Below are 25956 nucleotides of genomic sequence, written 5' to 3' on the forward strand. Positions count from 1 at the left end.
CGCAACCTTCTCGTTCCTCCCGTGCCCAGTGGCACTACACTGCCTTCCGTGAACCGGCAGTGATGGGTAGCCAGTAGAAGAGGATCAGGAGTGCGAAGACACCGGTTCCAACGATCGGCTGGATTGCGCCGAGGAGGGTTCCAACGAGGTACAGTGCGGGCCCAAGCATGAAGCGCTGACCCATGCTTCGCGCCTGCACGGCGCTTATGTTCGAATCGAGTAGATGGTGATCGCGCCGGGCGTGCGCCCAGATCCAGTTGAATAGGAGTCCGCCCACGACGAGCGTTCCCCCGTAGAGCACGACGGCGGTTCGCTGCCCGTTCCCACTTCGGAACGCGGATGCCAGCACGGCAGCTGTGAACGGTATGAGTGCGACGCTCATCAATAGCAGAGTGTTTGCGAACATCAGTGTCCGGTTCACAGTGCCGATGTGGACGAACATGGCGTGATGGTTGGCCCAGATCAGTCCGATGACCAGGAAGCTGATCGCGTATCCGAGATAGGAGGGCCATAGCACCGCGAGTTCGTGCAGGAGGTTGCGGGTGCTTTCCGGGACTCGGATTTCGAGCACCAGCAGCGTGATGGCGATCCCGAAAACTCCATCGCTGAATGCTTCGAGACGGCTGGTGGTCATGATGTCCGTCCAACTGGCTCTTCCATCGGGGCGGTGTCGTTGAGGTCGGTGGACCTTGAGAGTTGTTCCCAGGCCGTAATGTCGGTTCGGACGGCTTCCAGATGACCGACGACGGCATCAACGGCGTCCGCGCCGAGCAGCAGTCGCAGGGGGACGTCATCGGCCGCGAGCACGGAGATGATCGCCTGGGCGGCTTTGGCAGGATCACCCGGTTGTTGGCCGTCGTTGCGGTGGATCATTTGTCGGGTTGCCCCCACGGTGGCGGAGTAATGCGGGTTCCCCGAGCTGTCGCTGGCCGCCTGGAACAGTCCCGTGCGGAACGACCCGGGTTCGACGATGAGCACACGCACTCCGAACGGCGCCACTTCGGCAGTCAGCGCCTCGGACAGGCCTTCAAGGGCGAACTTGGTCGCGCTGTAGGCCGCGAAGCCAGCAAACGACATCTGCCCGCCCATGCTACTCATCTGGACAATCGCGCCAGAACGCCGCTCCCGCATGTGCGGCAGAACCGCACGGATCAGGGCGGCCGGCCCGAAAAGATGGACATCGAACAGTGACCGCAGCTCCTCGTCGCTGGTTTCCTCGACGGCGCCAACATGGGTCCGGCCCGCGTTGTTCACTAGCACGTCGATGTGTCCATAGCGGGCGATGACATCCGCAACGACCTCCTCGATACGGACCGGATCCGTCACGTCGAGTTTGATCGCTTCCACCTGATCCGGATTCGACGCCACCAGGGCATCGAGAGTCGCCGGGCGCCGTGCTGCTGCAACTACGACATCGCCAGCTAAGACAGCCCCACGAGTGAGCGCCAGACCGAAGCCGCTGTTGGCTCCCGTAATCAACCAGACCTTGGACATGTCCCATCAGCCTCCATTGAGTGTTCTGCGCGCATCTCCATCGCGCTATTTATGACCTTGAGGCCTAAAGAGCCGCTTCGTCCAAGACCTGTTGTGATAACTGTTGGTTATGGACGTTCATGGGAGGCACCTTCGCTACTTCGTGGCTGTGGCTGAAGATCTCCATTTCAGCCGCGCTGCAGAGCGCATTTTCGTGTCCCAGCCGGCGCTGAGCAAGCAGATCCGGCTTCTGGAAAGGCAGCTCGGCACCGAGCTGTTCGTCCGCAATCGCCGTGAAGTCCAGCTAACGCCGGCCGGCGCTGTGCTCTTGCCCGTCGCTCGTCGTCTCCTTGCCGAGTGGGATAACGTTTGGGCGGACGTACAGCAGGTCATCACGGATGAAGCACAGAACCTGTCAATCGGGATGAGTACCAGTCCCGGTCGGGGTGGGTTGCTCCCGGCGATCAGGTCCCGTTTCCGTTCAGAGCTACCGAATGTCCGCCTCACAGTGCGCCAGGTCGGCTGGGACGACCCAACCGCCGGTCTGGCCGACAAAACAAGCGATGTCGCTTTCGTCTGGCTTCCGTTACCTGGCCCTGACCGGTATCGATCAGTCACCGTCGCCAGCGAGCCTTGTGTTGTGGCGATGCCCGTCACCCATCCCCTTGCCACGCGGACAACCCTCCGGGTCGCTGACCTCGAACACGAGCCGCTCCTGGCCCTGCCCGGCGCAGCGGGCCCGCTCCGAGACCACTGGCTGCTCACGGACTTCCGCAGCAGCCCTGCCCTCATCGGCGCCGAAGTCAGCACCGCGGAAGAAACGTATGAGGCACTGGTCGATGGCTGCGGTGTCGTCGTCCTGGCACACGGGAATCAACCTCTGCTCGCTCGGGACGGCGTCACGATGCGTCCGCTGAAGGACGGCCCGCGCGGCGAACTGGCATTGGCTTGGCGAAAAGATGACGCGCGCCCAACGGTCGCACATTACGCGCGCGCTTGTAGGCAAGTCATTGGCGCGAGGGTTAGGTCCGCAGGCATCACGGAGTCGTGAAGGGTCGTCAACCCGAAGACACTTTCCAGCCCGACAACCAGTCCCTGTCGCCTTTGACTCGAGGAATCGAGCCTGCGGCGGGGGCAGGAAGCTCCCACCAGTGATGCTTGCGCGTCGCTCCCAACCCACCTGTTAACCCACTCTTCCCCCACCGGCCACCCCCGCGCACCCAGCAAGCCAACCGCCGCGACCACCGTTGAAGGCGTGAGGATCGCAATCGTCGCCGAATCATTCCTGCCACTGATGAATGGGGTAACCCACTCGATACTGCGGGTGCTGGAGCATCTGCAAGAGCGCGGTGACGAGGTGATGGTGATCGCGCCGTCGACGTCGGACACTGATGTTTCGAGCGTCGAGAAGGGTGCGTACGTGCACCGGCTTCCCTCGGTGCCGCTGGCCGGATACACGAATGTGCGGGTTGCGTTGGGAGGTGTGAATCGGGTCAAGCGAATCCTTGCCGATTTCGCCCCCGACGTCGTTCATCTCGCCTCGCCGTTCGTCCTCGGCTGGCGCGCCGTGCAAGCCGCCCACCAGCTCGGCATCCCGACCGTCGCGATCTACCAAACCGAGGTTCCCGGCTACGCGGGCCGTTACGGAGTGCCGTTCCTGGAGAACTGGGCCTGGAACCGCGTGGACAACATCCACCTCTTGGCCACCCGCACCCTGGTGCCGTCCACCTTCGCGCTGAACCAGTTGCGCGGACGCGGCATCCTGCGCGTGGACATGTGGCGGCGCGGTGTGGATACCGCGCGCTTCAATCCCGCGAAACGTTCGACGGCGTGGCGCAGCTCGGTCGCGCCCGACGGGCAACGCATCATCGGCTACGTCGGCCGGCTCGCCGTCGAGAAGCAGGTCGAGGACCTCGCTGTATTGGCGGATGTGCCGAACACCAGGCTGGTGATCGTTGGTGATGGCCCGCAGCGCGAAGCACTCCAGTCCGCACTGCCCCACGCCCATTTCGCCGGTTTCCTGGGCGGCGATGCCCTCGCGGAAGCGGTCGCGGGCTTCGATCTTTTCGTCCATCCCGGCGAGTTCGAGACCTTCTGCCAAACCATCCAAGAGGCCATGGCATCGGGCGTTCCGGTGGTGGCCACTGGTCGTGGCGGCCCCTTGGATCTGGTGGAAAACTCCCGCACAGGCTGGCTGTACGAGCCCGGCAACCTCACGCAACTGCGTGACTACGTCCAGGACCTGATGGGCGACGACGCCAAGCGCCGCGCGTTCGCAACGGCAGCCACCGCTTCGGTTCAGGGCCGGACGTGGCCGGTGCTCAGCGCGGAGTTGGTCCGCCACTACAACGAAGTCATCTCCGGCACTCCCACACGCGAAGCCGGCCCTTCAGAACTCACCTCCAGCAAAGGACCGTCCTCATGAAGATTTCCGTGATCGGCTGCGGCTACCTCGGCGCAGTCCACGCAGCCACGCTCGCCTCCATGGGCCACACCGTGGTGGGGATCGACGTCGATTCCTCCAAGGTGGAGCAGCTCAACAAGGCGCTGGCCCCCTTCCACGAACCTGGTCTCGACGAGCTCCTCAAGGACGGCCGCACCACGGGCCGCCTGTCGTTCACCACGGACTTCGCCGAGGCAACGGATGCCCAGGTGCACTTCCTTTGCGTGGGCACCCCGCAGTCCAAAACTTCCGACACCGCGGACCTTTCCTACCTGATGGGCGCTACGAAGAGCCTCCTGCCGCATCTGGCGAAGGGGGCCGCCGTCGTCGGTAAATCAACGGTGCCGGTAGGCACAGTGGAGACGCTCCGCGCGGTGCTGGCCCGACGCTCGGACGTGTTGCTCGGTTGGAACCCGGAGTTCCTGCGCCAGGGCACCGCCGTGAAGGACTCGCTGGTGCCCGACCGGCTGGTGTACGGGGTGCCGGGTGGCAAGGGCGCTGCTGCAGGTGCACCTGTTACTGCCGTGCTGGATGCTGTGTACGAGCCCCTGATTGCGGCCGGAATCCCGCGGCTGGTCTGCAACTTTGCGACGGCGGAACTGATCAAATCGGCGTCGAACGCGTTCCTGGCCACGAAGGTCAGCTTCATCAACGCGATGGCGGAGTTGTGCGATGCGTCGGGTGCTGACGTCAGCGAGCTCGGTGAGGCGATGGGACTCGACCCGCGCATCGGCAACCGGTACCTGCACGCCGGGCTCGGCTTCGGCGGCGGCTGCCTGCCCAAGGACATCCGGTCGTTCCGGGCGCAGGCGCGTGAACTGGACGTGCCGTCCGTCGATGAGTGGATGGCGTTGGTGGATTCAGTGAACCTGGATCAGCGATTGCGGACTGTGGAGATCGCACGTGACATGTGCCGCGGCTTCCTGTCCGGTCGCACTGTCACCATCCTGGGCGCGGCTTTCAAGCCGGACACCGACGACATCCGCGACTCCCCCGCCCTGGACGTCGCCCAGCAACTCGCCGACGCCGGCGCGCACGTGACCGTCACCGACCCCAAGGCCATCAACAACGCCTGGATCCGCTACCCGCAGATCCGCTTCGAGGCATCAACCAAGCGCGCGCTGGAGGGCGCGGAGCTGGTGCTGCTGCTGACCGAGTGGGACGAATACGTTTCGCTGTCGCCTTCCGTAGCGGGATCGTTGGTACGACGCCGGATGGTGCTGGACGCTCGAAACGTGCTGAACGCGGATGCTTGGCGGAGCGCCGGATGGACGGTGCGCGGCTTGGGCACGGGCGCTTCAGTGGCTGAGGCGAGTGGCCCGATGAAGCCTGCCGACAGGAAGAAGCACGCGCGGGCGTAGCCATGGTGACACACAACGAGCACGACGGGATCGGCTGCGAAAAGTAGCCTCCCGATTTCGCGTCATACGTCCGCCGTTCGTGGCACTACCCCTATGTCCGGGGGTAGTGCCAACGAACGATGAGGACTTCCTGTGATCACGCACTTCTACCCAGCCGCCCTGCGCATCCTGACCTGCGTTGTGGCGGTTTGTTCGGCGGTGGCGGCCACGCTGCTGGGTACAGCGCCCCCTCCGGAGGGCCTGAAGGTGCTCGATCCTGCAGACTTACGGACGACGGCGGTGGTACTCACCATGGCGTTGGGCGTCGTGGCACCGGTGGCCATGATGATCATGGATCCGCTCAAGTGCCTGCTGCTGAAAGCCTGCGTCTTTGCGGCGTCGGCATTTGGGAATGCCATGATGCTGAGCCCTCTGCTGGTGGTGCCCTTTCAAGAAACACCGACCGCAATAGCGGTAACCTGCTCAGTCGCTGTCACGCTCGCGAGCATCGTCACGTACATGGAATCCGTTGAGCGGAGAAACGCTCGACGGCGGGCCAACACCTAGACGGGGCGGACTCACCACTCATTTTGACCGAAATGAGCACCTAATTTTGGTCGCTATCATCTAGGGAACCCCCCCGTCCAGCACTTAGATGGCTGTTCTTTTCGTAACCATTCGAGGGTGAGGCGACGACGCCTCACCAACTTACGGCCCCTTGTGGGGGTCGGAAAGCAGAAATGGAGTTACGAATGGAATCCGCTATCACAAAGCGCACTGGAATCTTGGCAACTACGGCGGCCACGCTGGCCATCGCAGGGGTCTTCGGGGCGAGTCTTGCAGTTTCATGGATAGCAGGCTCTCTGGGCATTTCAGCCGCGGCAGCCTCCCAGATCGTCCGGGCAATCGAACTTGGCGGCTGGGCACTCGTCGCGATTGTCGCAGTCTTCGGGGCTGGCATTACAGGTGCTCTTATTGCCACAGCCCGGAGCATCCTGTTCCGGATTGGCCGGGCACAGGCTGTCGCCTAATCAATGATCAAACGAATTACGCACGTGCTTGGGGGCATCCCAAGAGGGTTGCTCCCGGGCACGGTCTTGGTGATGATCGCCATAGCGCTCTTCGGGTACAGCGCCGTGGACGTTTCGTGGATTCAGGACTCCCGGAATATGGGCGGCAATGCGCTTTATGGTATCGACTTCGTGCAGATCCTGGCACGAAACGTGGGAGCTGCACTATTCCTCTTTTCGGGGGTCGTAACTCTTGGCGCAACCACTCTGATCGGCTCCGCGGTTCTGGCGTTGTACGTGGGCGCCACAGTTTCGCTGGGTACACATTCCGTCGGTCAGGGCCAGTTGCTGACCGATGTGATCTGGTACGTGCCGTTTGAGTTCTTAGGTCTTATTCTCGCGGCCACCGCTGGACTCCAGCCCGTAGCGGGGATGGCGGCAGGCTTCATTCGACACAGTCCGGTCAGTTTGTCCACGTTCGTCATCAACGTGGCCCGTTCGCTTGGCACAATGGCGCTCGCCCTTCTGCTCATCGTCGTCGGGGCAGCCATCGAAGCAATCGTTATTCAACTTCGGATTTAGGAAACCCATGAACCTCCCGGACAACGGCGCCGAGCCCCGAACGATCATCCAAGTACCAACTTTTCCGCTGGCCAAGGCAAGTGATGAGGCTCCTGTTCAGCCGGCCAGCACTTCCAGGGTGCTCTGGATCGCCACCTACGTTGCGGTGATGGGGCTGGTCTCACTTCGATTACCGTCCATCAACCAGAATCTAAGCCGGCAGGTGCCTACTGAGGTGCGTGCGGAACTCGGTGATGACCGCTTGGTTGGCCTTTCCATGATGGTTGGCACTGTTTTGTTCTTTGTTGCCTACTCAGTCATCATGTGTCTCTTCCTGTCCCTGGCTTCGGTTCTGGACAAGCGGCTGGTCCCCGGAAAAGCAGGGCTCGGTCACCGCTGGCAGGTGGGTGTCTTCTTCGTCATCGCCGTGCTTTCGACAATTCCGGTGCAGTTGACGGGTTTGTTGATCAGCACGCTCCAACCCCGCGATTTGCCGGGGTACTGGTTTTACTTTCCACTCATGGCGCTGGGTGTCCTCATGCTGTTCCGCCGGCATTGGAGGAGCTTTCGTGCAACGCGACAAGTCCTGGTCGTCGGTGCAGGAATGGGCCTTGCGGTAATGGTCGCCCTTGGCTGATTCGCCTCCCCACTTTTCTCAAGGAGTCACATGTTGAAGCAGTACTACCCGTTCGCTTTGCGCTTTCTCGGTTGCTCTGTGGTTGTCCTGTCTGTCCTCTCCGGCATACTCTTGCTGGCCGCGCCGCCACCCCAAGGCCTGCAAAAAATCGATCCACAAACGCTGCGCAGCGCCGCCGTCATCGCGCTCGGCGTTTTCGGGGCTATTCTGCCTGTGATCATGGTCATCGGTCCTTCGGCTAAGCGGCCCCTCCTGAAGGCGGTGATTTTCGCGGCAGCTGGGTTCGCGAATGCCATGACCCTGAGTCCGTTGTTGTCTGTCCCCCTTCAAGACACAATGGGCCTGTTCGCGACAGTGTGTGCCATCGCCCTGGCTGTGCTTAGCCTGCTGGTGTACATGGACGCTGTCCAGCAGCAAAAGCCGCAGAGTAAGTTCTAGGTCGTGCCTGCGAGCGCCCGATCCGGTTACTCCGCTCTCCGCGACTTCCGCGCCTTTCAACTTTTGAACGCGTTACGGTGGTCCATCTCACTGGATTCGTTCAGAGTGGTGACCGTGGTTGGGACCGTTGCGGTAGTGCTGCTGGGCACGGTGGTCCTGGGAAGTGTACTCACAGCTGTGCGCAGTCGCCTCTCTGAGGCAGAGACTGCGAGCACCCTTTGGCTCGGGATTCTGTTTATCTCCTACTCCGCAACAGTGCTCGTGCTCAGCGAGGTGGTCTCCAACCGACGACTTGCTGTGACAGGAAGCCAACACCTTGACTTATTCAGAGCCCTGGAGCTGACACTCCAGAGCGTGGTCTTGCGCTATGGCATTCTGCCGTTGGCCGGTCGGTTGGCTCTGCTTTGGTCCCCTGCGGCCGTCTTCTTCGTGGTCTTTTTCGAAAGTTCTCCGCTGTACCTGGCAGCCGTGTCCACCGCTGGTTCGTTGCTGGTCCTGTCCTCGACGGCGGCACTTTACTGTGTTCTCAAGCTGGCCTCGGCACCTGCTCAACGCCATGTTCTACGGGCTTCCTCCTGTGTGGCGGCACTTTTCACGGGATTGTTGATGGGTGCAGCAACGTCCCTGTTCCTGAGCACCGGACCAAAGCTGCATACTCCCGTCTTGATGGGCCTACTCCCCTGGATCAACGCGAACCTCCTGCTATTCGGGGTCATCTTTGGCTGTTGGAGTATCCGCCTGTGGCGGCGCCTGGCCTACCGGCAGATCGTTGGGCTTCAACGGGCACAGGTGGCCTCAAAACGGCTTCCCAGCCTGTGGGCCGTACTCCTCAGGGAGCTCCTCAGCAGCAGACAAGGTTCACTTGTAGGTGTCACCACGCTGTCATGGATTGCAGTGTCGGGGTGCCTGATCGGTGCATGGATGATTCTTCCTGTTACTGCTGGTTCCATCGTGTACCTGCATCGTGCCCTGATAGGTGTCACCATCATCCTGAGCCTCGGCACCACCGAACCTGTACTTCACAGCATCGGACCCACTACACGAATGGACGCCCTGCGTTTCGCTTGGGAAATCGGCCTATCGGTTCGGACGATCCTGAAAAGTTTGATGACTCTCTACTACGTCTTGGCCGCTTCAGTTGGCTGCTTTGTCTTTTGTGCTGCCGGTCTGCTGTTCCGAACTCCCGTCCCGGGCGTCATATTGGTCAGCATCATCGTCATGGCAGCAGGGATCATCTCGGAGTTTGTCGCCAGGCCAGCTGTCAGCACGGATGGGACAAAATCAGCAGACATCATGGATGCCCTCTACACCCTGGTCCTCGTTTCCCCTTGCTCAACCGTTCTAGCCCTGGAGCCCTCGCACAGCACCTTGTTGTTGCTTGGATACGCGCTCGTCCTGACTGTAGGAGTTGCCCTATGCTTGCGAACCAGCCTGCTGAAGTTTCGTTGTCCTTCCGCGCTGTGACAGCCGGTTATCAAAAGGCCATGCCGGTCCTGGACGCACTAAGTCTTGAGATCACGGAGCCTGGCCTGTACCAAGTCGCAGGCGGCAACGGCAGCGGCAAGTCCACCCTTCTTGAACTGATTAGTGGCTTCTTGGAACCATGGTCGGGTTCCGTTCATCTCTGCGGCAAGGATGCAAGTAGCTTCAGCGCAAGGAACCTCCGCAGTGTGTGCCGTACTGCCCCGGCTGTCTACCCCTCAATGACTGTTCGGGACCATTTGTCATTCGCTGCCCGCGCGCGAGGCTTAGCCACTGACGCCGCTGTTCAGCGGGCAATGGACTACGGGCTGACGGACTGGTTAGAGCAGCCCGCCTCAGCTTTATCCACGGGCAATCAGCGCAAGCTTTGGATCCTGATGTGCACAATTGCCGATACTCCCGTTACAGTGCTGGACGAACCGTTCAATGCCTTGGATCAGCACGGGATCGACATTCTGGCGGCGGAGTTGCGGGATTGGGCCACTACAAGGATCGTCATGCTGATCTCGCACGTGCTACCGGCGAAACTCGCCGTGCGTCACTCATTCCTTTTGCAAAGGCGGCCGGGGCAGAGCACTTAGTCTCCCTCTTGGACCGATCAGAATACCCTGCTCCACGGAAAAAGCAGCAATGTGGACAGCGGAACCACACAGCCGATGGCGCCGGACATCTGGAGTGCCTTCGGGTAGCGATAATCATCAACAGACTGCGTGAACGCGGCAATGTTTGCTGCCAAGTAGTACACCAGCACTCCGAATGACGTCGCTGCCAAGTGGGTAGCGACGAAGCTCCCGTCACCGTTCAACACCTAGGCCCGGCCGTCCCACCACTCATTTTTGGGCTTTTTGGGGGATGAAGGCTCCGAACACCACCTAATTTTGAGGTTGGAACACCTAGACTCCAGAAGCCAGCCATAGTCTTCTTTTGTGCCTCCGGAGCGGGAACCCGGTGTCCGGCGGGTAACCCCACCCGCTCCAGGTGTAGGCGGCACTACGGCACGGCTCCACCTGACTACCCCCAGGCGGAGTCGTGCCCAGCCTGCCAGCTTCAGCTGTCACTGCGGCGCAATCGCAGGAACCGGTACAGGATGCCGACGGCGAACATCGAAACGCCCACCACTACGGACAGTGGTGGCAGCGTGGCAACCAGGCCCACGCAGGCCACGGCCCCAGCCACCTGCAAGAACTTCGGGTATCGGCGATCTTCAGAGGGCTGCGTAAACGCCGCAATGTTTGCCACCAGGTAGTACAGCAGTACCCCGAAGGACGAGAAGCCGATAGCTCCCCGCAGGTCTGCCACTGCAATGACCACACAGATCACCACACCAATGGTCATCTCGGCCCGATGCGGAACCTTGTATTTTGCGTGGACGGCCGAGAGCCAGTGCGGGAGGTCGTGTTCCCGGGCCATCGCCAAGCTGGTTCGACCAAGGCCAGCAACAAGAGCCAAGAGCGCCCCTAGTGACGCTACGGCTGCGCCGATCCGGACCACGGGAGCCGCCCACGCCATGGAGCCTGCAGTCACGGCGTCCGCCAGTGGCGTTGGAGTCCCGGCCACTCCGTCAGGGCCAAGCCCCGCGAGCAGGGTGATGGCGATGACCGCGTAAAGGACGATCGTGATTCCCAACGCGATGGTGATGGCCTTGGGGATGGTCCTGCGGGGTTCCTGTACTTCTTCCCCCATGGTCGCGATACGGGCGTACCCGGCGAACGCGAAGAACAGCAGGCCTGCCGATTGCAGGACGCCATACCAGCCGTGGGCCAGCAGGCCCTCACCTAAGATTCCGCCGAAGTCTGGGCCCGAACCGCCCCACACCGCGGCAAGGGCAATGGCGAGGGCGGCAAGCACTAAAGCCACCAGCACACGCGTCAACCCCGTGGTTCGGGTGACCCCGTGATAATTCACCGCAGTCAAAATTACGACGGCGGCAATCGCCACCGGGCGCTCCCAACCTTGCGGGGCGGCATAGGCGGCGAACGTCATGGCCATGGCCGCGGCGCTGGCTGTTTTGCCGATGACGAATCCCCAGCCAGCCAGGAACCCGGGCCATGGTCCGAGCCGTTCCCGGCCGTAGACGTACGTTCCACCGGAGGTGGGGTAGGCTGCCGCGAGTTGGGCGGAGGAGGTCGCGTTGCAGAAAGCCACGAAGGCCGCCACCACAAGGCCTACCAAGAGTCCCGACCCTGCAGCCCCGGCTGCAGGAGTATACGCGGCGAACACTCCGGCGCCGATCATGGACCCCAACCCGATAAGGGATGCGTCGAAGGTACCTAGGCGTCGGGCCAACGTGGGTGGCTGGTTCACATGAGCCCTTTCAGCATCTGCCACGGCACCTATGTCGGTGCCGCGAGAGGGACGCAGACAGCATATCCAGTGTCACTCGGGCGGCAGTGAATTTCTGGCCAGGATGAAGAGACGATTGCGCGAAGTTGCGCCGGTCTTTCTAAGAGCGTTGGAAATGTGGTTCTCCACTGTCCTGGCACTGATTCCAAGTTGCTCAGCAATCTCCACGTTCGAGCGGTACCCGGCCAGCAAGGCTATTTCGGTTTCCCTGTCTGTGAGGAGCATTGACTTCACTGCACTGACGGAGACCGGTTCGAATGCTGCCGGGAATCTGGCCGCGAACAGTGATGACTCCGCCGCGAGGACTTCCGCAGTGTCTGAGTCGCCGTCCAGAACCTGACGTTTGAGGCCGCCCTGGAGCAACATGCCAACCTGGTAGAGGTCGATGTCCGGTTCGTAGTGTTTCAACAAACTGCGGAGCGTCTTGTGTTCTCCCTCCACCACAGCCGTTGCGATGGCCAGAAACTGTTCATGAACGGTGATGTTGCTTTCCCTGAGGATCTTTTTCAGCAGGTCCAGCACCGGGCGTGCCGGACTCAGGCAGGTGCACAGCAGCGCCGTCATCATGCCTTCCAGTACGTACCCGCTCTTCAGCTGCCGGTTGATCAGTTGTAAGGCACGGCGGTCAAATCCCGCCGGCCGAGTGTTGCTGCCGGCGACCAGTGCGTAAGTCCCCTTACCTACCCCCGGCAACGGACCGACGTCGGGCACCTTTGTCCGCGCCTGAGTGGCAATGGATAGTTCCGGCGCGGCCGAAGACGTGGCGTGCCGCAGGCCCGCAAGGCGCAGCATGGCGTCGTAGAGTACGTCCACCACAAAGCCGGGCCGGCCCATCGCGAACACGCTGCTCATCAGGTATTCGGCTTCCTCGAAGTAGCCTCGGTAGAGCAGCCCGTGGACCGCAATGTAACTGCTGGTGACCACTCCGAACTGGTCGAGGCTCTTACGGGCTTCGGCACGCCAGTCCAGTGCGAACACCAGCGATTCATCGATCTTGCCACTGGCAAAAAGCGAGAACCCGGTGATGAATGGCCGTAGGTGCGGGAATGTCTCGTCGTCTTTTATGTCCTTGATGGCTTCCAGGGCAATGGTCGGATTGAGGCGGTAAAGATGCATTAGGCCCTCGATCAGCTTGCCGATTCCCGGCATTTGGCCTGTTCCCGCTTCAAGCCGGGTCCTAGGGACACGGCCATGGGATCCGCTGAAAAATAGAATGGCGGCATCCGCACCAAATTTTAGTTGTGGATGTGATTCACCCAAGTTCTTCAGAATCCCAACGGCCGAGTTCAATCCCCTGCCCGTGTTGATGGCGAGGAGGGCCTTGGAGATGGTGAATAGCAGCAGGTCCGAAGGGTCAGCGTCGTGGGTTGATGTTTCCGTGCAGACGCGCTGGGCACGCTTCACATCCACAGGCGCGCCCCAATAAATGCGCAACAGCGCAGCTGCATTGGCGACAGACTTTTCGGCCTCCCACCGTTCAAAGCGGGCGCGCTCACGGACCGTGCTGTGTTCATGAAAGTGCCTGGCCGTAACGGCGTCGTCGCTGCTCCGCTCTCGGCGAAGTGAGGCGAGTACACGGGAGAGGCGGTCCGCGGTGGTGAAGGTGCCGGCAGCCGCTGGCGTTGACTCCAGCACACCAGCGATTCTGCTCCGCAGCAGGTGCCTGTCCCGTAGGGACTTCTGACCGTTAAAGTAATCTGCGACCACAGGCGGGCTGACCGCCGCCGTGGCGCCGTTGTGGTGATCGTCCATGACCGACAGCAAGCCCTTGCGTTCGAGCGCGTCCAGCACCTCGGGGTTCACTATCTTTTGAAGGACATCGATACGGGCCGTACCCAGAATGGCCATGGTGTTCAACCCCGTGAACTCGTCCGCGGTGAGCTCCGCCAACAACCCCTCGATGGTTCCGCGGAGATGATCGCTCCAAAGCGTCTCGCCGGTCATGCGCCACAGCCCACCACGCCTGACCAACAGATCGCTCAACGAGGCGGTCTCCGCGATCTTCACGATGAGTCGAGGGTTGCCGGCCGCCTTGGTCAGAATCCGCGCTGTCGTGTCAGCGTCGGCTGATCCGCCCAGGACTTGCGAGAGGAGGGTGTGGACTTGCTCGTAGTGAAGCGGGTCCAGCTGCAGGACTGCTTCCCGCCCGTGGTTGAGGACAGCCAGTTGGCCCTTTGTGAAGCTGAGCGGCTCCGGTGCCGTGGCGACCAACGGGCTGCTGGAACGGCTGCGGACGGCTTCCAGAACTGCCAGGGATTCGCTGTCTACAAAGTGGATGTCATCCACTACCAGGACGTGTTTGCCGCTCACGGCCAAGTGACTCGACAGGACGTCAGCCAGATCCAACACGCCACTGCGGCCTGGACGCAGGTCCAGTCCCAGGCTCTTGATGGCCGAGTAAGGGATGTTCTTGTGGGTCCGGAGACCGGCGATGACGTGGACCATCGCGCCCGATTTCTCGAGGTTGGTGACGACGTTGCGCACTACCGTGCTTTTGCCGCTGCCAGGTACCCCAACTATGCGCACACCAATGCCGTGCGCTATATAGTCCAGGACGCGCTGAACCTCTACATCGAACACCCGATCCAACCTTCTGCTTCTCTGCATGACCGACATTCGGCTCACCTCGCAGGCTAGATCTTGAACAGCGGACTAGGTGCTGAAAATGCCTTGCACAGGCGAGATCGGCCAAATCTAGGTGGTGATTGGGGCCGATTCGAATGGTTGGCGGCATCATCTAGGTGGTGGCGGCATAGTTCGCGCTGGTATTTGGTGTGCGGGCAGATCATCGGTACCCCTTGCGTCATGGTCTCTCGCCATCGACGCTACGGTCTGCGCGGGGAGAATTACATGGGTGTAATTCGCTATGTGGATATGTCTTCGAATCCATTTTGTGGGCCTAGAACATATCTTCCCTTCTGCGGGCGACAAAAAAGCAGGGCCGGTCAGTGACCGGCCCTGCTTCTTGGTTATCCGAAGCTTAGAGAGCCTGGATGTTTACTGCCTGGGGACCCTTGGGGCCCTGCTCGACGTCGAAGGAAACCTTCTGGTTCTCTTCGAGGGAGCGGTAGCCCGAGGAGTTGATTGCAGAGTAGTGAGCGAAAACGTCCTGGCTGCCATCTTCAGGAGAGATGAAGCCGAAGCCCTTTTCGGAGTTGAACCATTTCACGGTACCTGTAGCCATTTTTTCAGTCCTTACTGAAGGTGGAGATTCTCCCGACTTTCGGGTCTCCGGTGTGGGGTGTTCTCCACCGTTACTTCAGAAGGTCGCGATCCGGAGGGACCGCGGGACTGCCTGAACTACCAAATGCCAAACACAACAACACCGTCAAGTCTACAGGGATTCGAGCGTATGGCTAGTGCTGGGAAATGTTTTATCCATCGGATGTGCACGCCGGCCGAACCCAAAGGCTCAAGGGCCGACGTCTCACGCAGTAACCTGACTATCCCCGGCCCGTTCCAACTTTCCGTCCAAGCCGCGGACCCATTCCAGGCCGTCGCTGTCCATGAAGGTCACCGTGCCCATGTAATCGATGTTCCCCGGAAGTGGTTCGCAGACGTGGTTGGCGTCGATGAACTCGGGCCAGCGTTCTTGGTGGCTGAAGAAGTAGCGGCCGGGAGGAAGAATCTTGGCGGTGGCCCTGATCGGCTGGATCGCACGCCCCTTCCGGGTGACGCCTTCGGCCCGCTCCAGGGTGAGCCGGAAGATCGGCGCGTCACTGGAATTGACCAGCTCGATCCCCCACTGCTCCTTCCCCTGAAACATCTTCTTGACTGGCCAGAAGGTGATCCGCCCCGCTTGGCGACGTGCCGCCGTCGTGATGGCCCGTTCGTCGCGTTCGGCTTCCAAGCGGCGCATCCGCTGGGCTTCTTCGACCGCTTGCCTGGAGTGGCGCGTTGCCTTCGCCACGAAGAACAACGCCACAGACGTAGCCAATGCCCCAATGATCTCTGCAATATCAACCCAAAAATCCATGCCTGCCTCTCCTTTTTCTGCGTCCACGTACCTGTCATCTGTCACAAGGCACCTCTTGTGAGTGATCCGACGCGGCAAGACATGACGGCATTCGGCGTCACGACCCCGCCTCACCCCGCACTCCTCCTACAGGAACACCGCGAGCGCGAGGGGGCAGCACATGAGTACCACCGAAGTCCCGCAGGGCGGGCTGCCGTCCGTGCCCGCCCCCAGGAGTTTCGGTACCGGTCATGTGCTGAGGGACTTCGACCTGAAGGTCATCATGCAGATCTCCGGCTGCGAGTGCGGTGCACGGCGCCTGCTGCTCGGCGAACGGTTGTCCGCGGCCGACGTCGGACCCCTCGCCATGGCGAACCACGCCGCCCGCCACATGGGCTACTTGCCGCTGTTTGAGCTCGGCGGCAAGGCGCCGTCGATCGCTCTTGGAGTGGAGGCTGTGCTCCGCGAACTGCTTGAAAAACCGGGGCGCGGCCAGCAGATTTAGGGTCCACGATCCCCTGTTCGCGTGCAGCCCCCAGGCGTAAAGTCCACCTCATGGGACGCATCCCGGACACGGTGGTTATCGGTGCAGGTCAAGCCGGCCTCACCACGAGTTACTGGCTGTCGCAGCTGGGCGTGGAGCATCAGGTTTTGGAGCGTCGGGAGACCTTGGGCGGGGCGTTTCAGGATCGCTGGGACGGCTTCTATATGAACACGCCCAACCTTTCGCTGGACCTGCCGGGGATGCCGTTCGACGGCGGCGACCGGGACGCGTTCATCCCCCGCGACGCCGCGGTGAACCTTTTCAGGCGGTATGCCGAGCTGATTGCCGCGCCCGTTCACACCGGCGTGGACGTGACCAAGCTTTCGGCCGCGCCGGAGGGCGGGTTCCTGCTGGAGACGTCGCTCGGGAGCGTGCGGGCCGGGAAGGTGGTTCTGGCGACGGGCGCATATCAGGTGCCCAAGGCCCCTGCCGCCAAGCTGCCAACCGGCGTGACCCAGTTGCACACGCACGACTACCGCAATCCTGAGCAGCTGCCCGACGGCGCGGTGTTGATCGTGGGGACCGGGCAGTCGGGCGGGCAGATCGCCGAGGAGCTCCACGACGCCGGCCGCGACGTCCACCTTGCCATCTCCGTAGTCCCCGAAGCGCCGCGCCGATACCGCGGCCAGGACCTCATCTACTGGATGCTCGAAACCGGCAAACACGGCCCCGACTACGGCGTCCACGCACTCACCCGCGAGGCCCTGCCCTCCCCCGCGTTGCGGTTCGCCCCCAATCCCCTGCTTTCCGGCACCGACGTCGGCCACAGCATCCACCTCCGCGAACTCGGGCGCCGCGGCATGCACCTGCACGGTCACCTTGAAGCAGTCGACGACGGCGCCATCACCTTCAGCGACGACCTCCCCCAACGCCTCGCGGCAGTTGAGTCCGCGTTCGGACAGCGGACAGGCAACGCGATTGATGCCTACATCGCGGCGGCGGGGATCGATGCGCCGGAGCAGGCGGCTCCGGAGGCCGATGACTGGCTACCTGCGGAGTCTTCACGTGTGAGCCTGGCCGAGGCGGGCATTACGTCCGTTCTGTGGGCGTCCGGTTACCAACTCGACTTCGGGTTCGTGGACCTGCCGTTGGTGGACGAGTGGGGCTATCCGAAGCACTCACGGGGAGTGACGGAGTTTCCCGGGCTGTATGTGATTGGGCTGCCGTGGTTGACCCGGCATTACTCGTCGATCGTCGGGGGCGTCGGGCTGGACGCGGAGTATGTGGCGGGAAGGGTTGCTGGGGACTGACGGTGTGCTGTCAACGCGGTCCAATTCCCCGTTAATGAGCCTCCTGGCTCTACCTCGGCCATAGGAAGATCCCTATGAAGACCAGCCCGGCGACGGCCGGAATAGCGGCTGCCACCTTTGAGAGTGCGAGCTGATATTCGTAGGTCTTGAACGGTGTACTCTCAGGCAGCCACGACCAACCGTCCACACCGGCACGTGCCATCATGTCGCGCATCAGGTACAGGACCAGCCCACTGAGTATCAGGAAGCCTCCAACGACGGCGAGGAACGGGTCGCCCATCTACGCTCCGGCCCAAGGTGGCCTGAAGATGAGCGTCAGCACCACAATCAGCACGCCACCGACGATCAGGACCGCACAGAAGAACACTCCGAGCAGCTCGAAGCCCCGAATCCGTTCCTCATACAGCTCCGGGTCTGCTTCAATCGAGTCTGCTTCAGAGGCTGCCATCTTCCGTCCGAGCATCTCTGATGAGATGAAGTACTGCCGGCGGGCAATCCACTTCCTGAACAGCAGCCACACCAAGCCAATCGCCATGAACACGAATCCAAGCGACATGGTCCCCCTTCAGTCCGTGGCCGTCACACCATCCTAGAAGCCCGCGGGTCTAACTCGTACCTTGACCCAACTGCTGAGGGGCTTCACCCCATCCGCGCCCGCATTCCAACACCAGCCCTTACGCCTGATCGATCTCCGCCATATTTCCCACGTCAGGAGTCCCCTCTACCAAGGCGTAGCGTTGCATCACAGCGCCCTTTGGTGAGGCAACCACTGGCTCGATAAGGCGGAGGCTTGTTGGCACCACCCCATCGGCGAACACTTTCTTCCCGGTTCCGAGAAGGATTGGGTAGACCCACAGGTTGAGCTGGTCGAACAAGCGCTCCGCGAAAAGGGTTTGGACGAAGTCGAGGCTTCCGATGACGTGAATGTTCTGATGCTTCTCGCGGAGCTCCCGCAGCCCGGCTACCGTGTCGGCGCCGAGCAGCGTGGAGCCCTTCCACTCAAGCTGTGGCGACTGACGCGAGGCCACATACTTCGGAAGGCGATTGAACAGATCCGCGATTCCACCGCCCTGGTGCGGCCAGTACGCGGCGAAGATGTCGTAGGTCCGCCGTCCAAGGAGCAGCGCGTCCATCCCGTCCATACCTGAATCGATCTGCTCGCCAACAACCTCGTCAATAAGTGGAGCCTGCCAGCCGCCGAATGCGAAGTCGTCGGTTGGATCTTCTTCCGGCCCGCCGGGCGCCTGCGCGACGCCGTCGAGTGTGGTGAACAGGTCAATATGGATGCGTCCCATGCGCGGGTTCCTTCCCAGCTGCCCGTCGTCACCCCGGCGACAGGATCAAGTCGAGGGTTCCACAGGTGGGACTGTCAGGCAATGGCCACCGGAAGATCGGCGGATCTACGCGCCGTCCCTCATCTTCTCTGCGCCCTGGCGCCGCTCAAGAATCACCCAAGCCACCGTCGTCGGGGCCCCGATCAGCACCAGGAGTGCCATGCTCCAGAACCCGTCGATCACTTTGGTGAATTGCAGAGTCAGAATGGCTATCAGCAAGACTGAGGCTGCAATATTCAAAACGCGGAGCTTCCGCGCGGTAGTCATTTTCACAATCGTTCCCCCTACGATGTCGTCCAAGAAGACTAACGTCATCCGCGGAAAGCAACGACTTTCTAGGCTTCCTTCAGGTCCAGCTGAGGTGCCGGCCTGCGGAACCCACGAGTCAGGTAGGCGAGCCATACCAAGCCGACGGCAGCCCAGGCGAGACCGAAGCCGATCGACAACCCGCTCAGACTCGTCCACAACCAAACGGTCAGCGCGAATCCAATAGCGGGTAGCACCAGGTTGTGAACTACTCCTCTGACTCCACGGGCCTTCTGGTCTATGAAGTAGTGCTTGATGACGGCCAGGTTCACCACCGAGAACGCTACGAGCGCGCCGAAGCTGATCAGCGATGAGATTGTCAGAAGGTCCAAAACGAAGGCCAGGAGAGATACGGCCGAGGTCAGAAGGATCGGCAGCACGGGAGTGCGGAATCGTGGGTGCAAGCGTCCCAAAGCTGCCGGGAAGACCCCGCTACGACCCATCGAATGAATGATGCGCGACACCGACGCCTGCGATGTAAGAGCCGACCCGAGGCTGCCGGCGATGTATGCAGCGGTGAAGAAAGCGACCAACAGATTTCCACCGGCTGCGCCAATCACTTCAATCGCGGCAGCGTCGACGTCGTTAAAGGTGCTGACCGGGAGAATGAGGTGGCTGATGTACGCCAGACCGAGGAAGATCACGCCAGCGAGGACCGTGGTGATCATGATGGCACGGGGCAGACTTCGCTTCGGGTCCTTGGTCTCTTCGGCGAAGGTGGAGACGGCGTCGAACCCCAGGTAGGAGAGGCAGAGGATGGCGGAGCCCGCGAAGATGGGCGAGAGGCCGTCGGCGCCGTCAACTCCGGTGAAGGGCGCCAACAAGTCGACGGTGCCCGCGCCGGTGATGGACGAGAGTCCCAGAGCGACGAACAGCACTATGAACAGCCCCTGCAGTCCCACGACAACGAAGTTTGCCTTGGCGATCGCCGTGATGCCGAGAATGTTCAGCACCGTCACCGCCGCGATGGAGACGATCATGAATACCCAGGCGGGGATGGCCGGGAAGGCAGCTTCCATGTAGATACCGATGAGCAGGTAATTGATCATCGGGAGCAACAGATAGTCGAGCAGGAGCGACCAGCCGGCCATGAAGCCCAGCCCGGCTCCAAAGGATCGGGTTGCGTAGGTGTACGCGGATCCCCCGAACGGGAAAGCTTGCGACATCCGGCCATAGGAGCGGGCGGTGAACAGCATGACGACCAACGTCACTGCATAGGCCGCGGAAAGGCGCCCACCGGTCAGCTCGACGACGATGCCGTAGGTGCTGAAGATCGTCAGCGGGACCATGTAAACCAAGCCCAGCAGGACCAGCGAAGGAACGCCCAGGACGCGGCGCCAACCTTGGGCGGTTGGCTGGGCGGATGTCGGCCCCACAGGCTTCTCGCCTGCTGATGTGTCTGTATTGAATGTCGGGGTCATTTTGGGTCCTCGGTCGTGATGCTGATGTGCTTAGAAGCTGCGGCGCTGCAGAACTTCGTAGCAGCGACCGGATCTACGGGGTTACCGGGATCCTGAAGTGCTGGGGTGGCTGGCGAGATCTGGATGAAGGTCGCAGGCCATGGGAGCGGGAAATGAATAGCGTTCATTTAGTGTGACGGTGAGCCGGGTCACAGTCAATATGTGACGGGCTAGGTACCCATCCACAGAACTGGGTCGACCCAGAGCGCCGTCATGCCGAAAACCGAATGATGGCGACGCAAATCTTCGACACCAAATCCTGGCGTCCTCCAAACACTTGAGTCACAGCCGCGCCCCAACCGCACTTGTCACCGCACTTCTTCGAAACCGGAGACATAGATCCCCGATATAAGTGGGAGGAAGAGTCGTTTCGTGACGCGGATCTTCGTTATATTTTGGACACTAGATCGTCGGCGCCTGCGCCAGTACTCAGACGATCCGCCGCTTTGGTTCTCAGGCCGAAGCCGGCGACAAAAGGGACAACAACATTGGGGCTAATTGTGGGGGCATTGTCGGAGCTGACAGATCCATCAGCAATTTCGAAAGCAATCGATGAGTTCAGGGCTCTGGGGCGGGAGGCTTTCCTTGCAAAGCACGGTCAACAACCGTCGGTGCGCTACTTCGCTGAAGCTGACGGCACCCTGATTGACTCCAAACCGCTCCTGGCCGTTGCGTACGGGATCCAGCATCCCGAGCGAGGACCTTTGTCTGTCCGCCTATTTTCAGGTGGAGAGCAGACTCGCAGAGCACTGAGACAGTTCGGGATCGAGCTCGTATCAAAGACCGGAGACACACCGGCGCGGGTTTATGGGGACATCCCGGATTGTCCCCCTGGGACGGCGTTTAGGGACCGGCGCGAAGCCTACGACGCCGGAGTTCACAGGACGACGCAGGCAGGCATCGCTGGTCAGGCAAGCGGAACACAATCCATCTGCCTTTCCGACGGATACTCCGATGACGCGGTGCAGGGCGACCTGATTACTTACACCGGCTTTGGTGGCCGGGACGCCAACACGGGCCGGCACATAGCGGATCAGAAGCTGGAAATGGGCAACCTTGGCCTCGTCGAGAATTACAAACTTGGCAGGCCGGTACGGGTCCTGGTCAAAGAGTCTGTGCTCACACGCAAGAAGTCCAGCCAGGAGTACATATACCTGGGGCTGTTCACCGTCACCAGCTGGGGCTGGGGTACGCGAGACGGATGGAAAGTACTCATCTATCAACTCCGGGCAGTTGCTGGCGAAAGTCTCATCCCGTCCGAGGTTGCCATGTCACTCGTCCGAGGAGAAGACGTAGCGCCGGCTCGCCGCAGCACGCACGTAAATCAAATCATCCGCGACTACGGCGTAGCTGAGTCGGTGAAACGCTTATACGACAACACATGCCAGATCTGCAGCACAAGGCTTGTCACAGCTGCGGGACCATATTCCCAGGGGGCACACATCCGCCCGCTAGGTATCCCTCATAACGGGCCGGATACCTTGGAAAACATCCTTTGCCTCTGTCCCAACTGTCATGCTCTCTTTGATGGACATGCCCTAACGGTTCAGTCAGACGGCACAGTCATGAATCTTGGGAGGGTGGTAGGAAAACTAGAGGTGGTGAAGGCCCACGGGCTGAACTACGAACATCTTGCTTATCAAGAGCAGTTTTCGGCGGCAGAGTCTGCACGTGCCACCACGGTACGTCGGGACATGGGTCGCGGGGTCTAGTTATGGCGGGCATATCGCGGTTACCCCGCCGCGGAAAGGTGCTTTCCGCTGCGGTTTGTGCGGGCCAATCACAATTGGCCGGCATTCTAATTGGCCATTCCCAGCCGAGAACACCTCTAACAACGGCCCCATCCAGAAGCCGGGCGTCCCCAGCGGACGCCCTGGCTCCAGCGACTCCGAGCACCGTCGGCCTAGCTCACCACCCATCTTCACCCCTACCCACACAACCGATCCTGCACCTCCATAAGCGCCGACAGAATTTGGCTGCTCATCAGATCACGCTCGTACAGCGTGCCCGGATTCTGTCGCGGTAACGGCTCCGGAGCTGGGGAAACCGTCATGGTTGCTTCGTACCGCCCATCGCTGGAACTGAGTGCGATGGTCCGGAAGTCGAGGAAACCGCCCTTGGCGAAGAACCGCGGCGCGCCACTGCAGTCCGGGGACCACTTGTACACCCCCAGCGCGAAGGAGCCGATGACAGCCTTCTTCATCTCCGCCAAAGCGCCAGCGGAGATCAGCCGGCCACCGAACAGAGCAGCCATAAAGTCATTGACGTCGGACATGGTCGAGACCACGCCTGGCATGGGGGAACCGAGCCGCTCCAATGCGGTGCCGCCGGTGACGCGTTTACCCTCAATGCTGACGTAGCCCTTGAGCAAGTCAGGCGCGTCCGCTACCTCCTCGTCGATGGTGGTGTGGGTCAGCCCCAAGGGGTCGATGATGTCATCGCGAAGTATCTGCGTGTACGTCTTCCCACGGAACCTTTCCAGTATCAGTCCCAGCGCCAGGTTGTTCGAGTCGGAGTACTGGAACAACCCGACAGTCCGCGATTCCCAAGGCAACGTGCCGGCCAGCCTCAAAGCTTCAAGCGCAGTCAGCTCCTGGTTGGAGGCAACAAAGTCATCCAGGCCCCGGAACATCACGTCTCCGTAGGACGGCATTCCCGAAGTGTCGGAGAGCAATTGCCGCAAAGTAATCGGGACAGGAGGCTTGAGGCCAACCCCAAAACCCTCCAACAGCCCGTTGACGGGGTCATCCAGGCTGATCAATCCATCGTCAACAAGCTTCAGGACAGAGACCGCCGTCATGGTCTTGGTAACACTGGAAACCGGGACCCGGTCCTGCGGCTGGGCTGGCTGCCTGGTGTCAAGGTCGCGGACACCGTAAGCCTTCGACCATTCACCGCCCGGCCAACGCACCTGCGCGAGGACGGCCACAGCATCTTGGGCCATGAAGGCCTGCATCGCGTACTCCAGCGAGGCGATCGCCTCGGCGTCACGGAACGACGGCGTGGGTGAGGGTGAGGGCGACGGCGACGGGCCCGGCGATGTGCACCCCACCAGAAGCGTCGCAACCAGGAGTGCAGTCAATCGAACTAGCCAGCCCCGGCGGCTCATCGACACACCAACCTTGACGGGATGTAAGACCTCGGATCCAGCTCCCGGCTACGACTAGCCGATGAGCGCTGGTTCCTGGATACGGCTCAGGGCCGCCACAACGCAGTTCCGCACCGCACAATTAGCGATGCAGCTACGTTGATCGTCCTCCCACGCCACCTGCGGGACAAGTATCAGCCTCAGCTGAGCACTTCCTCCTTCAGCAGCTGCCGCCGACCAGCATCAGCCGCGGCCCGCTGCACCAGATACACCGATGCCAGCACCAACAACGCGCCCACCAATTGCCACGCGGACAACGCCTCCCCCAGGAACACGAACCCCAGCACCGTCGCGACCAGCGGGCTCAGGAATCCCAGAAACGAGACCACCATCGTCGGCAGCCTCTGAATCCCCCGGAACCACACCGCGTAAGCGACCAAGGCGCCGATAACGCTGAGGTACGCAAAGCCTGCAACGTTAGGCAAGGTAACCGACGTCGGAAGTCCTTCAACCACCAGCGTCACCGGCAGGAGCATCGCCCCGCCCATCGCCAACTGAAGGCCGGTAAACCCAAGCAGCCCCACGCCGTCGGGCCTTCCCCAGCGTTTGGTGAGGACAATGCCGGCCGCCATGCTCAGCGCACCCGCCATCCCGGCGAGGACACCGACGACGGTCAGCGTCGCGTCTGACCGCAGGACCAGCAAGCCGACGCCGGCGGCGCCAACGGCACACGCCACGATGTGTGCAATGCGGATCCGCTCCCCAAGTAGGGGCACTCCCAGGAGCAGCACGAACAGCGGCTGAATCGACCCAACCAACGCCGCCACCCCACCAGGCAGTTGGTAGGCGGTGAAGAACAGGAGGAAGAAGAACAGACCGATGTTGAGTGCGCCCAGAGCTGCCGCCTTAAACCACCAACTCCCCCGAGGCCAGGTGCGGGTGACAAGCATGAGCACGATGCCGGCCGGCAGTGCCCGCACGGTCGCGGCGAGGAGTGGCCGGTCGGCGGGGAGGAATTGCGTGGTCACCAGATAGGTGGAGCCCCAGACCATCGGCGCAAGCGCGGTGATGAGCAGGTCACGAGGAGACGCTTTAGCCATTGTTCACTTCCATACATTTTAATGTCGAACTATTTGATGTCTGACAATGTAGGTGTTGTACTGTTTGAGGTCAAGCATGGGAGGGCGATGGAACGCGACGCGGTAGACACGATTCTTGACCAATGGAACAGGGAACGGCCGGATCTGGACGTCAGTTCCATGGGCGTGCTTGGCCGACTGAGCAGGGCAAGTCGCCTCGCGTCGCTCGATATCCAGAAGTTTATGAACCAGTTCGGCCTGGAGCCTTGGGAGTTCGACGTCCTCGCAACGCTGCGGCGCTCCGCAACTGAGGCTCCCCTGACCCCTGGCCGGCTCGCCAGCCTGACCATGATCGGTTCTGCAGCCATGACCAACCGCGTCGACCGCCTGGTAAACCGCGGCCTGATTCACCGCGAGACCAACCCTGACAACCGCCGCCAACTATTGGTCAGCCTCACGCCTGAAGGACTCGCCCTGGTCGACGAAGTAGTCGAGCATCACGTGGAGAACCAGCAGAAAATGCTCGACGGACTCTCAAAAACCGAACGCGAACAGCTGGCGAACCTCCTGCGGAAGTTCCTCCTGGCGAACAACGACGGCGAACCCTCCTAGGGCGCCAGCCTCACCCATGCAAGGATGAGGCGTGGACACCACCCTCCTCCTGAGGCAGGGCACTGACCCGACGATCTTCGGATCCTTCACGTTCGAAACCGAAAGCGGAGTCGCGAAAAGCTACTTCACACCCAGCGAGGTCCGGAAGCTGGAGCGCGAGTCGAAAGCAGATGACGGCGGAATCGATTTCGGATTCGTGTCTGGGCTCGGGCCTAGCTGAGCAGTGCAGTGGGCAGAAGTCCAGTAACGAGAACCTTCAAGCACTGCGACGTGCCAAAAGCTACATTACGTGCATCGCACGGCGAGACCACCGTCCGGTAATGAGCAGCCAAGCAGTCGCGGTTGTTTCCGTAACTAAAGCCCTATGCGGCGTTTGAGCGTGTTGTGGCAACGCCACCTAGAAGACCCTGATGGACCACCTATTTTTTGATTTTCGGCACCTAGGCCGTTTCCAGAGGCCTTGTGTTTGCGGGACAACCGACACCTAGACGAATTTTCTAACCACCTAGTTACCCATTTGACGTGGTTGGCTTCGGTCCTATGAAGCCAATCGGTGTGGGGACTCATGGACATGCAAATGAATCCGCCGCAACAAGACCTC

At 61.3% G+C, this 25956-nt stretch carries 29 protein-coding genes; 15 read left to right on the top strand and 14 right to left on the bottom strand.

From position 1 onward, the window contains the following. Window positions 1–34 precede the first annotated feature (34 nt). Together FDP28_RS15350 and FDP28_RS15355 are read right to left on the bottom strand one after the other, a co-directional pair. A complete protein-coding gene (locus tag FDP28_RS15350) occupies window positions 35–634 on the bottom strand; it encodes a TMEM175 family protein (protein WP_144662409.1) in 600 nt (199 codons plus the stop codon). Continuing rightward, complete coding sequence (locus FDP28_RS15355; protein WP_144662410.1) at window positions 631–1494, bottom strand: oxidoreductase; 864 nt, start codon at window positions 1492–1494, stop codon at window positions 631–633. The genes FDP28_RS15350 and FDP28_RS15355 overlap by 4 nt, the downstream gene beginning before the upstream one ends. Window positions 1495–1603: 109 nt before the next feature. On the opposite strand from FDP28_RS15355, the gene FDP28_RS15360 reads away from it, so the two are divergent. From FDP28_RS15360 to FDP28_RS20590, 10 genes are all read left to right on the top strand, one after another. Then, entirely contained in the window at window positions 1604–2524 is a 921-nt protein-coding gene (locus tag FDP28_RS15360) for a LysR family transcriptional regulator (RefSeq protein ID WP_144662411.1), read from the top strand. 204 nt (window positions 2525–2728) lie between these two features. Then, window positions 2729–3898 (top strand): glycosyltransferase family 4 protein, encoded by a 1170-nt coding sequence (locus tag FDP28_RS15365; RefSeq protein ID WP_144662412.1) that lies wholly within the window; start codon window positions 2729–2731, stop codon window positions 3896–3898. Continuing rightward, window positions 3895–5277 (top strand): UDP-glucose dehydrogenase family protein, encoded by a 1383-nt coding sequence (locus FDP28_RS15370; RefSeq protein WP_144662413.1) that lies wholly within the window; start codon window positions 3895–3897, stop codon window positions 5275–5277. Before FDP28_RS15365 ends, FDP28_RS15370 begins: the two co-directional genes overlap by 4 nt. A 132-nt stretch (window positions 5278–5409) precedes the next feature. Then, complete coding sequence (locus FDP28_RS15375) at window positions 5410–5823, top strand: hypothetical protein (protein ID WP_144662414.1); 414 nt, start codon at window positions 5410–5412, stop codon at window positions 5821–5823. A gap of 185 nt (window positions 5824–6008) precedes the next feature. Beyond that, a complete protein-coding gene (locus FDP28_RS15380; protein ID WP_186313650.1) occupies window positions 6009–6287 on the top strand; it encodes an uberolysin/carnocyclin family circular bacteriocin in 279 nt (92 codons plus the stop codon). Window positions 6288–6290: 3 nt separating this feature from the next. After that, complete coding sequence (locus FDP28_RS15385) at window positions 6291–6848, top strand: hypothetical protein (RefSeq protein WP_144662416.1); 558 nt, start codon at window positions 6291–6293, stop codon at window positions 6846–6848. Between the two features lie 7 nt (window positions 6849–6855). After that, a complete protein-coding gene (locus tag FDP28_RS15390; protein ID WP_144662417.1) occupies window positions 6856–7464 on the top strand; it encodes a hypothetical protein in 609 nt (202 codons plus the stop codon). A 30-nt stretch (window positions 7465–7494) separates the two neighbouring features. Beyond that, complete coding sequence (locus tag FDP28_RS15395; protein WP_144662418.1) at window positions 7495–7902, top strand: hypothetical protein; 408 nt, start codon at window positions 7495–7497, stop codon at window positions 7900–7902. A 114-nt stretch (window positions 7903–8016) separates the two neighbouring features. After that, entirely contained in the window at window positions 8017–9366 is a 1350-nt protein-coding gene (locus FDP28_RS20585) for a hypothetical protein (protein ID WP_186313651.1), read from the top strand. After that, on the top strand, window positions 9318–9965 hold the full coding sequence (locus FDP28_RS20590; protein WP_186313652.1) for an ABC transporter ATP-binding protein: 648 nt from the start codon (window positions 9318–9320) through the stop codon (window positions 9963–9965). The genes FDP28_RS20585 and FDP28_RS20590 overlap by 49 nt, the downstream gene beginning before the upstream one ends. A 17-nt stretch (window positions 9966–9982) precedes the next feature. Here FDP28_RS20590 and FDP28_RS20930 read toward each other — a convergent pair whose 3' ends face one another. From FDP28_RS20930 to FDP28_RS15425, 5 genes are all read right to left on the bottom strand, one after another. Continuing rightward, window positions 9983–10192, bottom strand: a complete 210-nt coding sequence (locus tag FDP28_RS20930) for a hypothetical protein (RefSeq protein WP_144662420.1) — start codon at window positions 10190–10192, stop codon at window positions 9983–9985. Between the two features lie 239 nt (window positions 10193–10431). Then, window positions 10432–11688, bottom strand: a complete 1257-nt coding sequence (locus FDP28_RS15410) for an APC family permease (protein WP_144662421.1) — start codon at window positions 11686–11688, stop codon at window positions 10432–10434. 72 nt (window positions 11689–11760) lie between these two features. Continuing rightward, window positions 11761–14307 carry a helix-turn-helix transcriptional regulator gene (locus FDP28_RS15415; protein WP_260842492.1) on the bottom strand — a complete coding sequence of 849 codons (2547 nt, stop codon included), beginning with the start codon at window positions 14305–14307 and terminating at the stop codon, window positions 11761–11763. A 400-nt stretch (window positions 14308–14707) separates the two neighbouring features. Beyond that, on the bottom strand, window positions 14708–14911 hold the full coding sequence (cspE, locus tag FDP28_RS15420) for a transcription antiterminator/RNA stability regulator CspE (RefSeq protein ID WP_144662423.1): 204 nt from the start codon (window positions 14909–14911) through the stop codon (window positions 14708–14710). Between the two features lie 243 nt (window positions 14912–15154). Beyond that, a complete protein-coding gene (locus FDP28_RS15425; RefSeq protein WP_144662424.1) occupies window positions 15155–15703 on the bottom strand; it encodes a hypothetical protein in 549 nt (182 codons plus the stop codon). Window positions 15704–15863: 160 nt separating this feature from the next. Between FDP28_RS15425 and FDP28_RS15430 the strand changes: the two genes are divergently transcribed. Both FDP28_RS15430 and FDP28_RS15435 read left to right on the top strand, forming a co-directional pair. After that, window positions 15864–16187 (top strand): hypothetical protein, encoded by a 324-nt coding sequence (locus FDP28_RS15430; protein ID WP_144662425.1) that lies wholly within the window; start codon window positions 15864–15866, stop codon window positions 16185–16187. Between the two features lie 50 nt (window positions 16188–16237). Then, window positions 16238–17476 (top strand): flavin-containing monooxygenase, encoded by a 1239-nt coding sequence (locus tag FDP28_RS15435; protein ID WP_144662426.1) that lies wholly within the window; start codon window positions 16238–16240, stop codon window positions 17474–17476. A gap of 49 nt (window positions 17477–17525) precedes the next feature. Here FDP28_RS15435 and FDP28_RS15440 read toward each other — a convergent pair whose 3' ends face one another. The 5 genes from FDP28_RS15440 to FDP28_RS15460 form a co-directional block, all read right to left on the bottom strand. Further along, entirely contained in the window at window positions 17526–17756 is a 231-nt protein-coding gene (locus FDP28_RS15440) for a hypothetical protein (protein WP_144662427.1), read from the bottom strand. Continuing rightward, the gene (locus tag FDP28_RS15445; RefSeq protein WP_144662428.1) at window positions 17757–18032 is read right to left on the bottom strand and encodes a hypothetical protein; all 276 of its coding nucleotides are present in this window, start codon (window positions 18030–18032) and stop codon (window positions 17757–17759) included. It lies immediately after the preceding gene. A gap of 118 nt (window positions 18033–18150) precedes the next feature. Beyond that, the gene (locus tag FDP28_RS15450; protein ID WP_144662429.1) at window positions 18151–18771 is read right to left on the bottom strand and encodes a dihydrofolate reductase family protein; all 621 of its coding nucleotides are present in this window, start codon (window positions 18769–18771) and stop codon (window positions 18151–18153) included. 105 nt (window positions 18772–18876) lie between these two features. Beyond that, a complete protein-coding gene (locus tag FDP28_RS15455) occupies window positions 18877–19077 on the bottom strand; it encodes a hypothetical protein (RefSeq protein WP_144662430.1) in 201 nt (66 codons plus the stop codon). Window positions 19078–19145: 68 nt separating this feature from the next. Then, a complete protein-coding gene (locus tag FDP28_RS15460) occupies window positions 19146–20537 on the bottom strand; it encodes an APC family permease (RefSeq protein WP_144662431.1) in 1392 nt (463 codons plus the stop codon). Between the two features lie 548 nt (window positions 20538–21085). On the opposite strand from FDP28_RS15460, the gene FDP28_RS15465 reads away from it, so the two are divergent. Next, window positions 21086–22288 carry a YDG/SRA domain-containing protein gene (locus tag FDP28_RS15465; protein WP_186313653.1) on the top strand — a complete coding sequence of 401 codons (1203 nt, stop codon included), beginning with the start codon at window positions 21086–21088 and terminating at the stop codon, window positions 22286–22288. 215 nt (window positions 22289–22503) lie between these two features. On the opposite strand, the gene FDP28_RS15470 is transcribed toward FDP28_RS15465, so the two are convergent. Both FDP28_RS15470 and FDP28_RS15475 read right to left on the bottom strand, forming a co-directional pair. Further along, window positions 22504–23658, bottom strand: a complete 1155-nt coding sequence (locus tag FDP28_RS15470; protein WP_186313654.1) for a serine hydrolase domain-containing protein — start codon at window positions 23656–23658, stop codon at window positions 22504–22506. A gap of 206 nt (window positions 23659–23864) precedes the next feature. Next, complete coding sequence (locus FDP28_RS15475; RefSeq protein ID WP_144662434.1) at window positions 23865–24764, bottom strand: EamA family transporter; 900 nt, start codon at window positions 24762–24764, stop codon at window positions 23865–23867. 36 nt (window positions 24765–24800) lie between these two features. On the opposite strand from FDP28_RS15475, the gene FDP28_RS15480 reads away from it, so the two are divergent. Next, window positions 24801–25355 carry a MarR family winged helix-turn-helix transcriptional regulator gene (locus FDP28_RS15480; protein WP_260842493.1) on the top strand — a complete coding sequence of 185 codons (555 nt, stop codon included), beginning with the start codon at window positions 24801–24803 and terminating at the stop codon, window positions 25353–25355. Between the two features lie 31 nt (window positions 25356–25386). Beyond that, entirely contained in the window at window positions 25387–25575 is a 189-nt protein-coding gene (locus FDP28_RS15485; RefSeq protein WP_144662435.1) for a hypothetical protein, read from the top strand. Window positions 25576–25956: the final 381 nt, after the last annotated feature.

It is taken from the genome of Paenarthrobacter nicotinovorans, from assembly GCF_007670255.1.
GTDB classification, from domain to species: Bacteria; Actinomycetota; Actinomycetes; order Actinomycetales; family Micrococcaceae; genus Arthrobacter; species Arthrobacter nicotinovorans_B.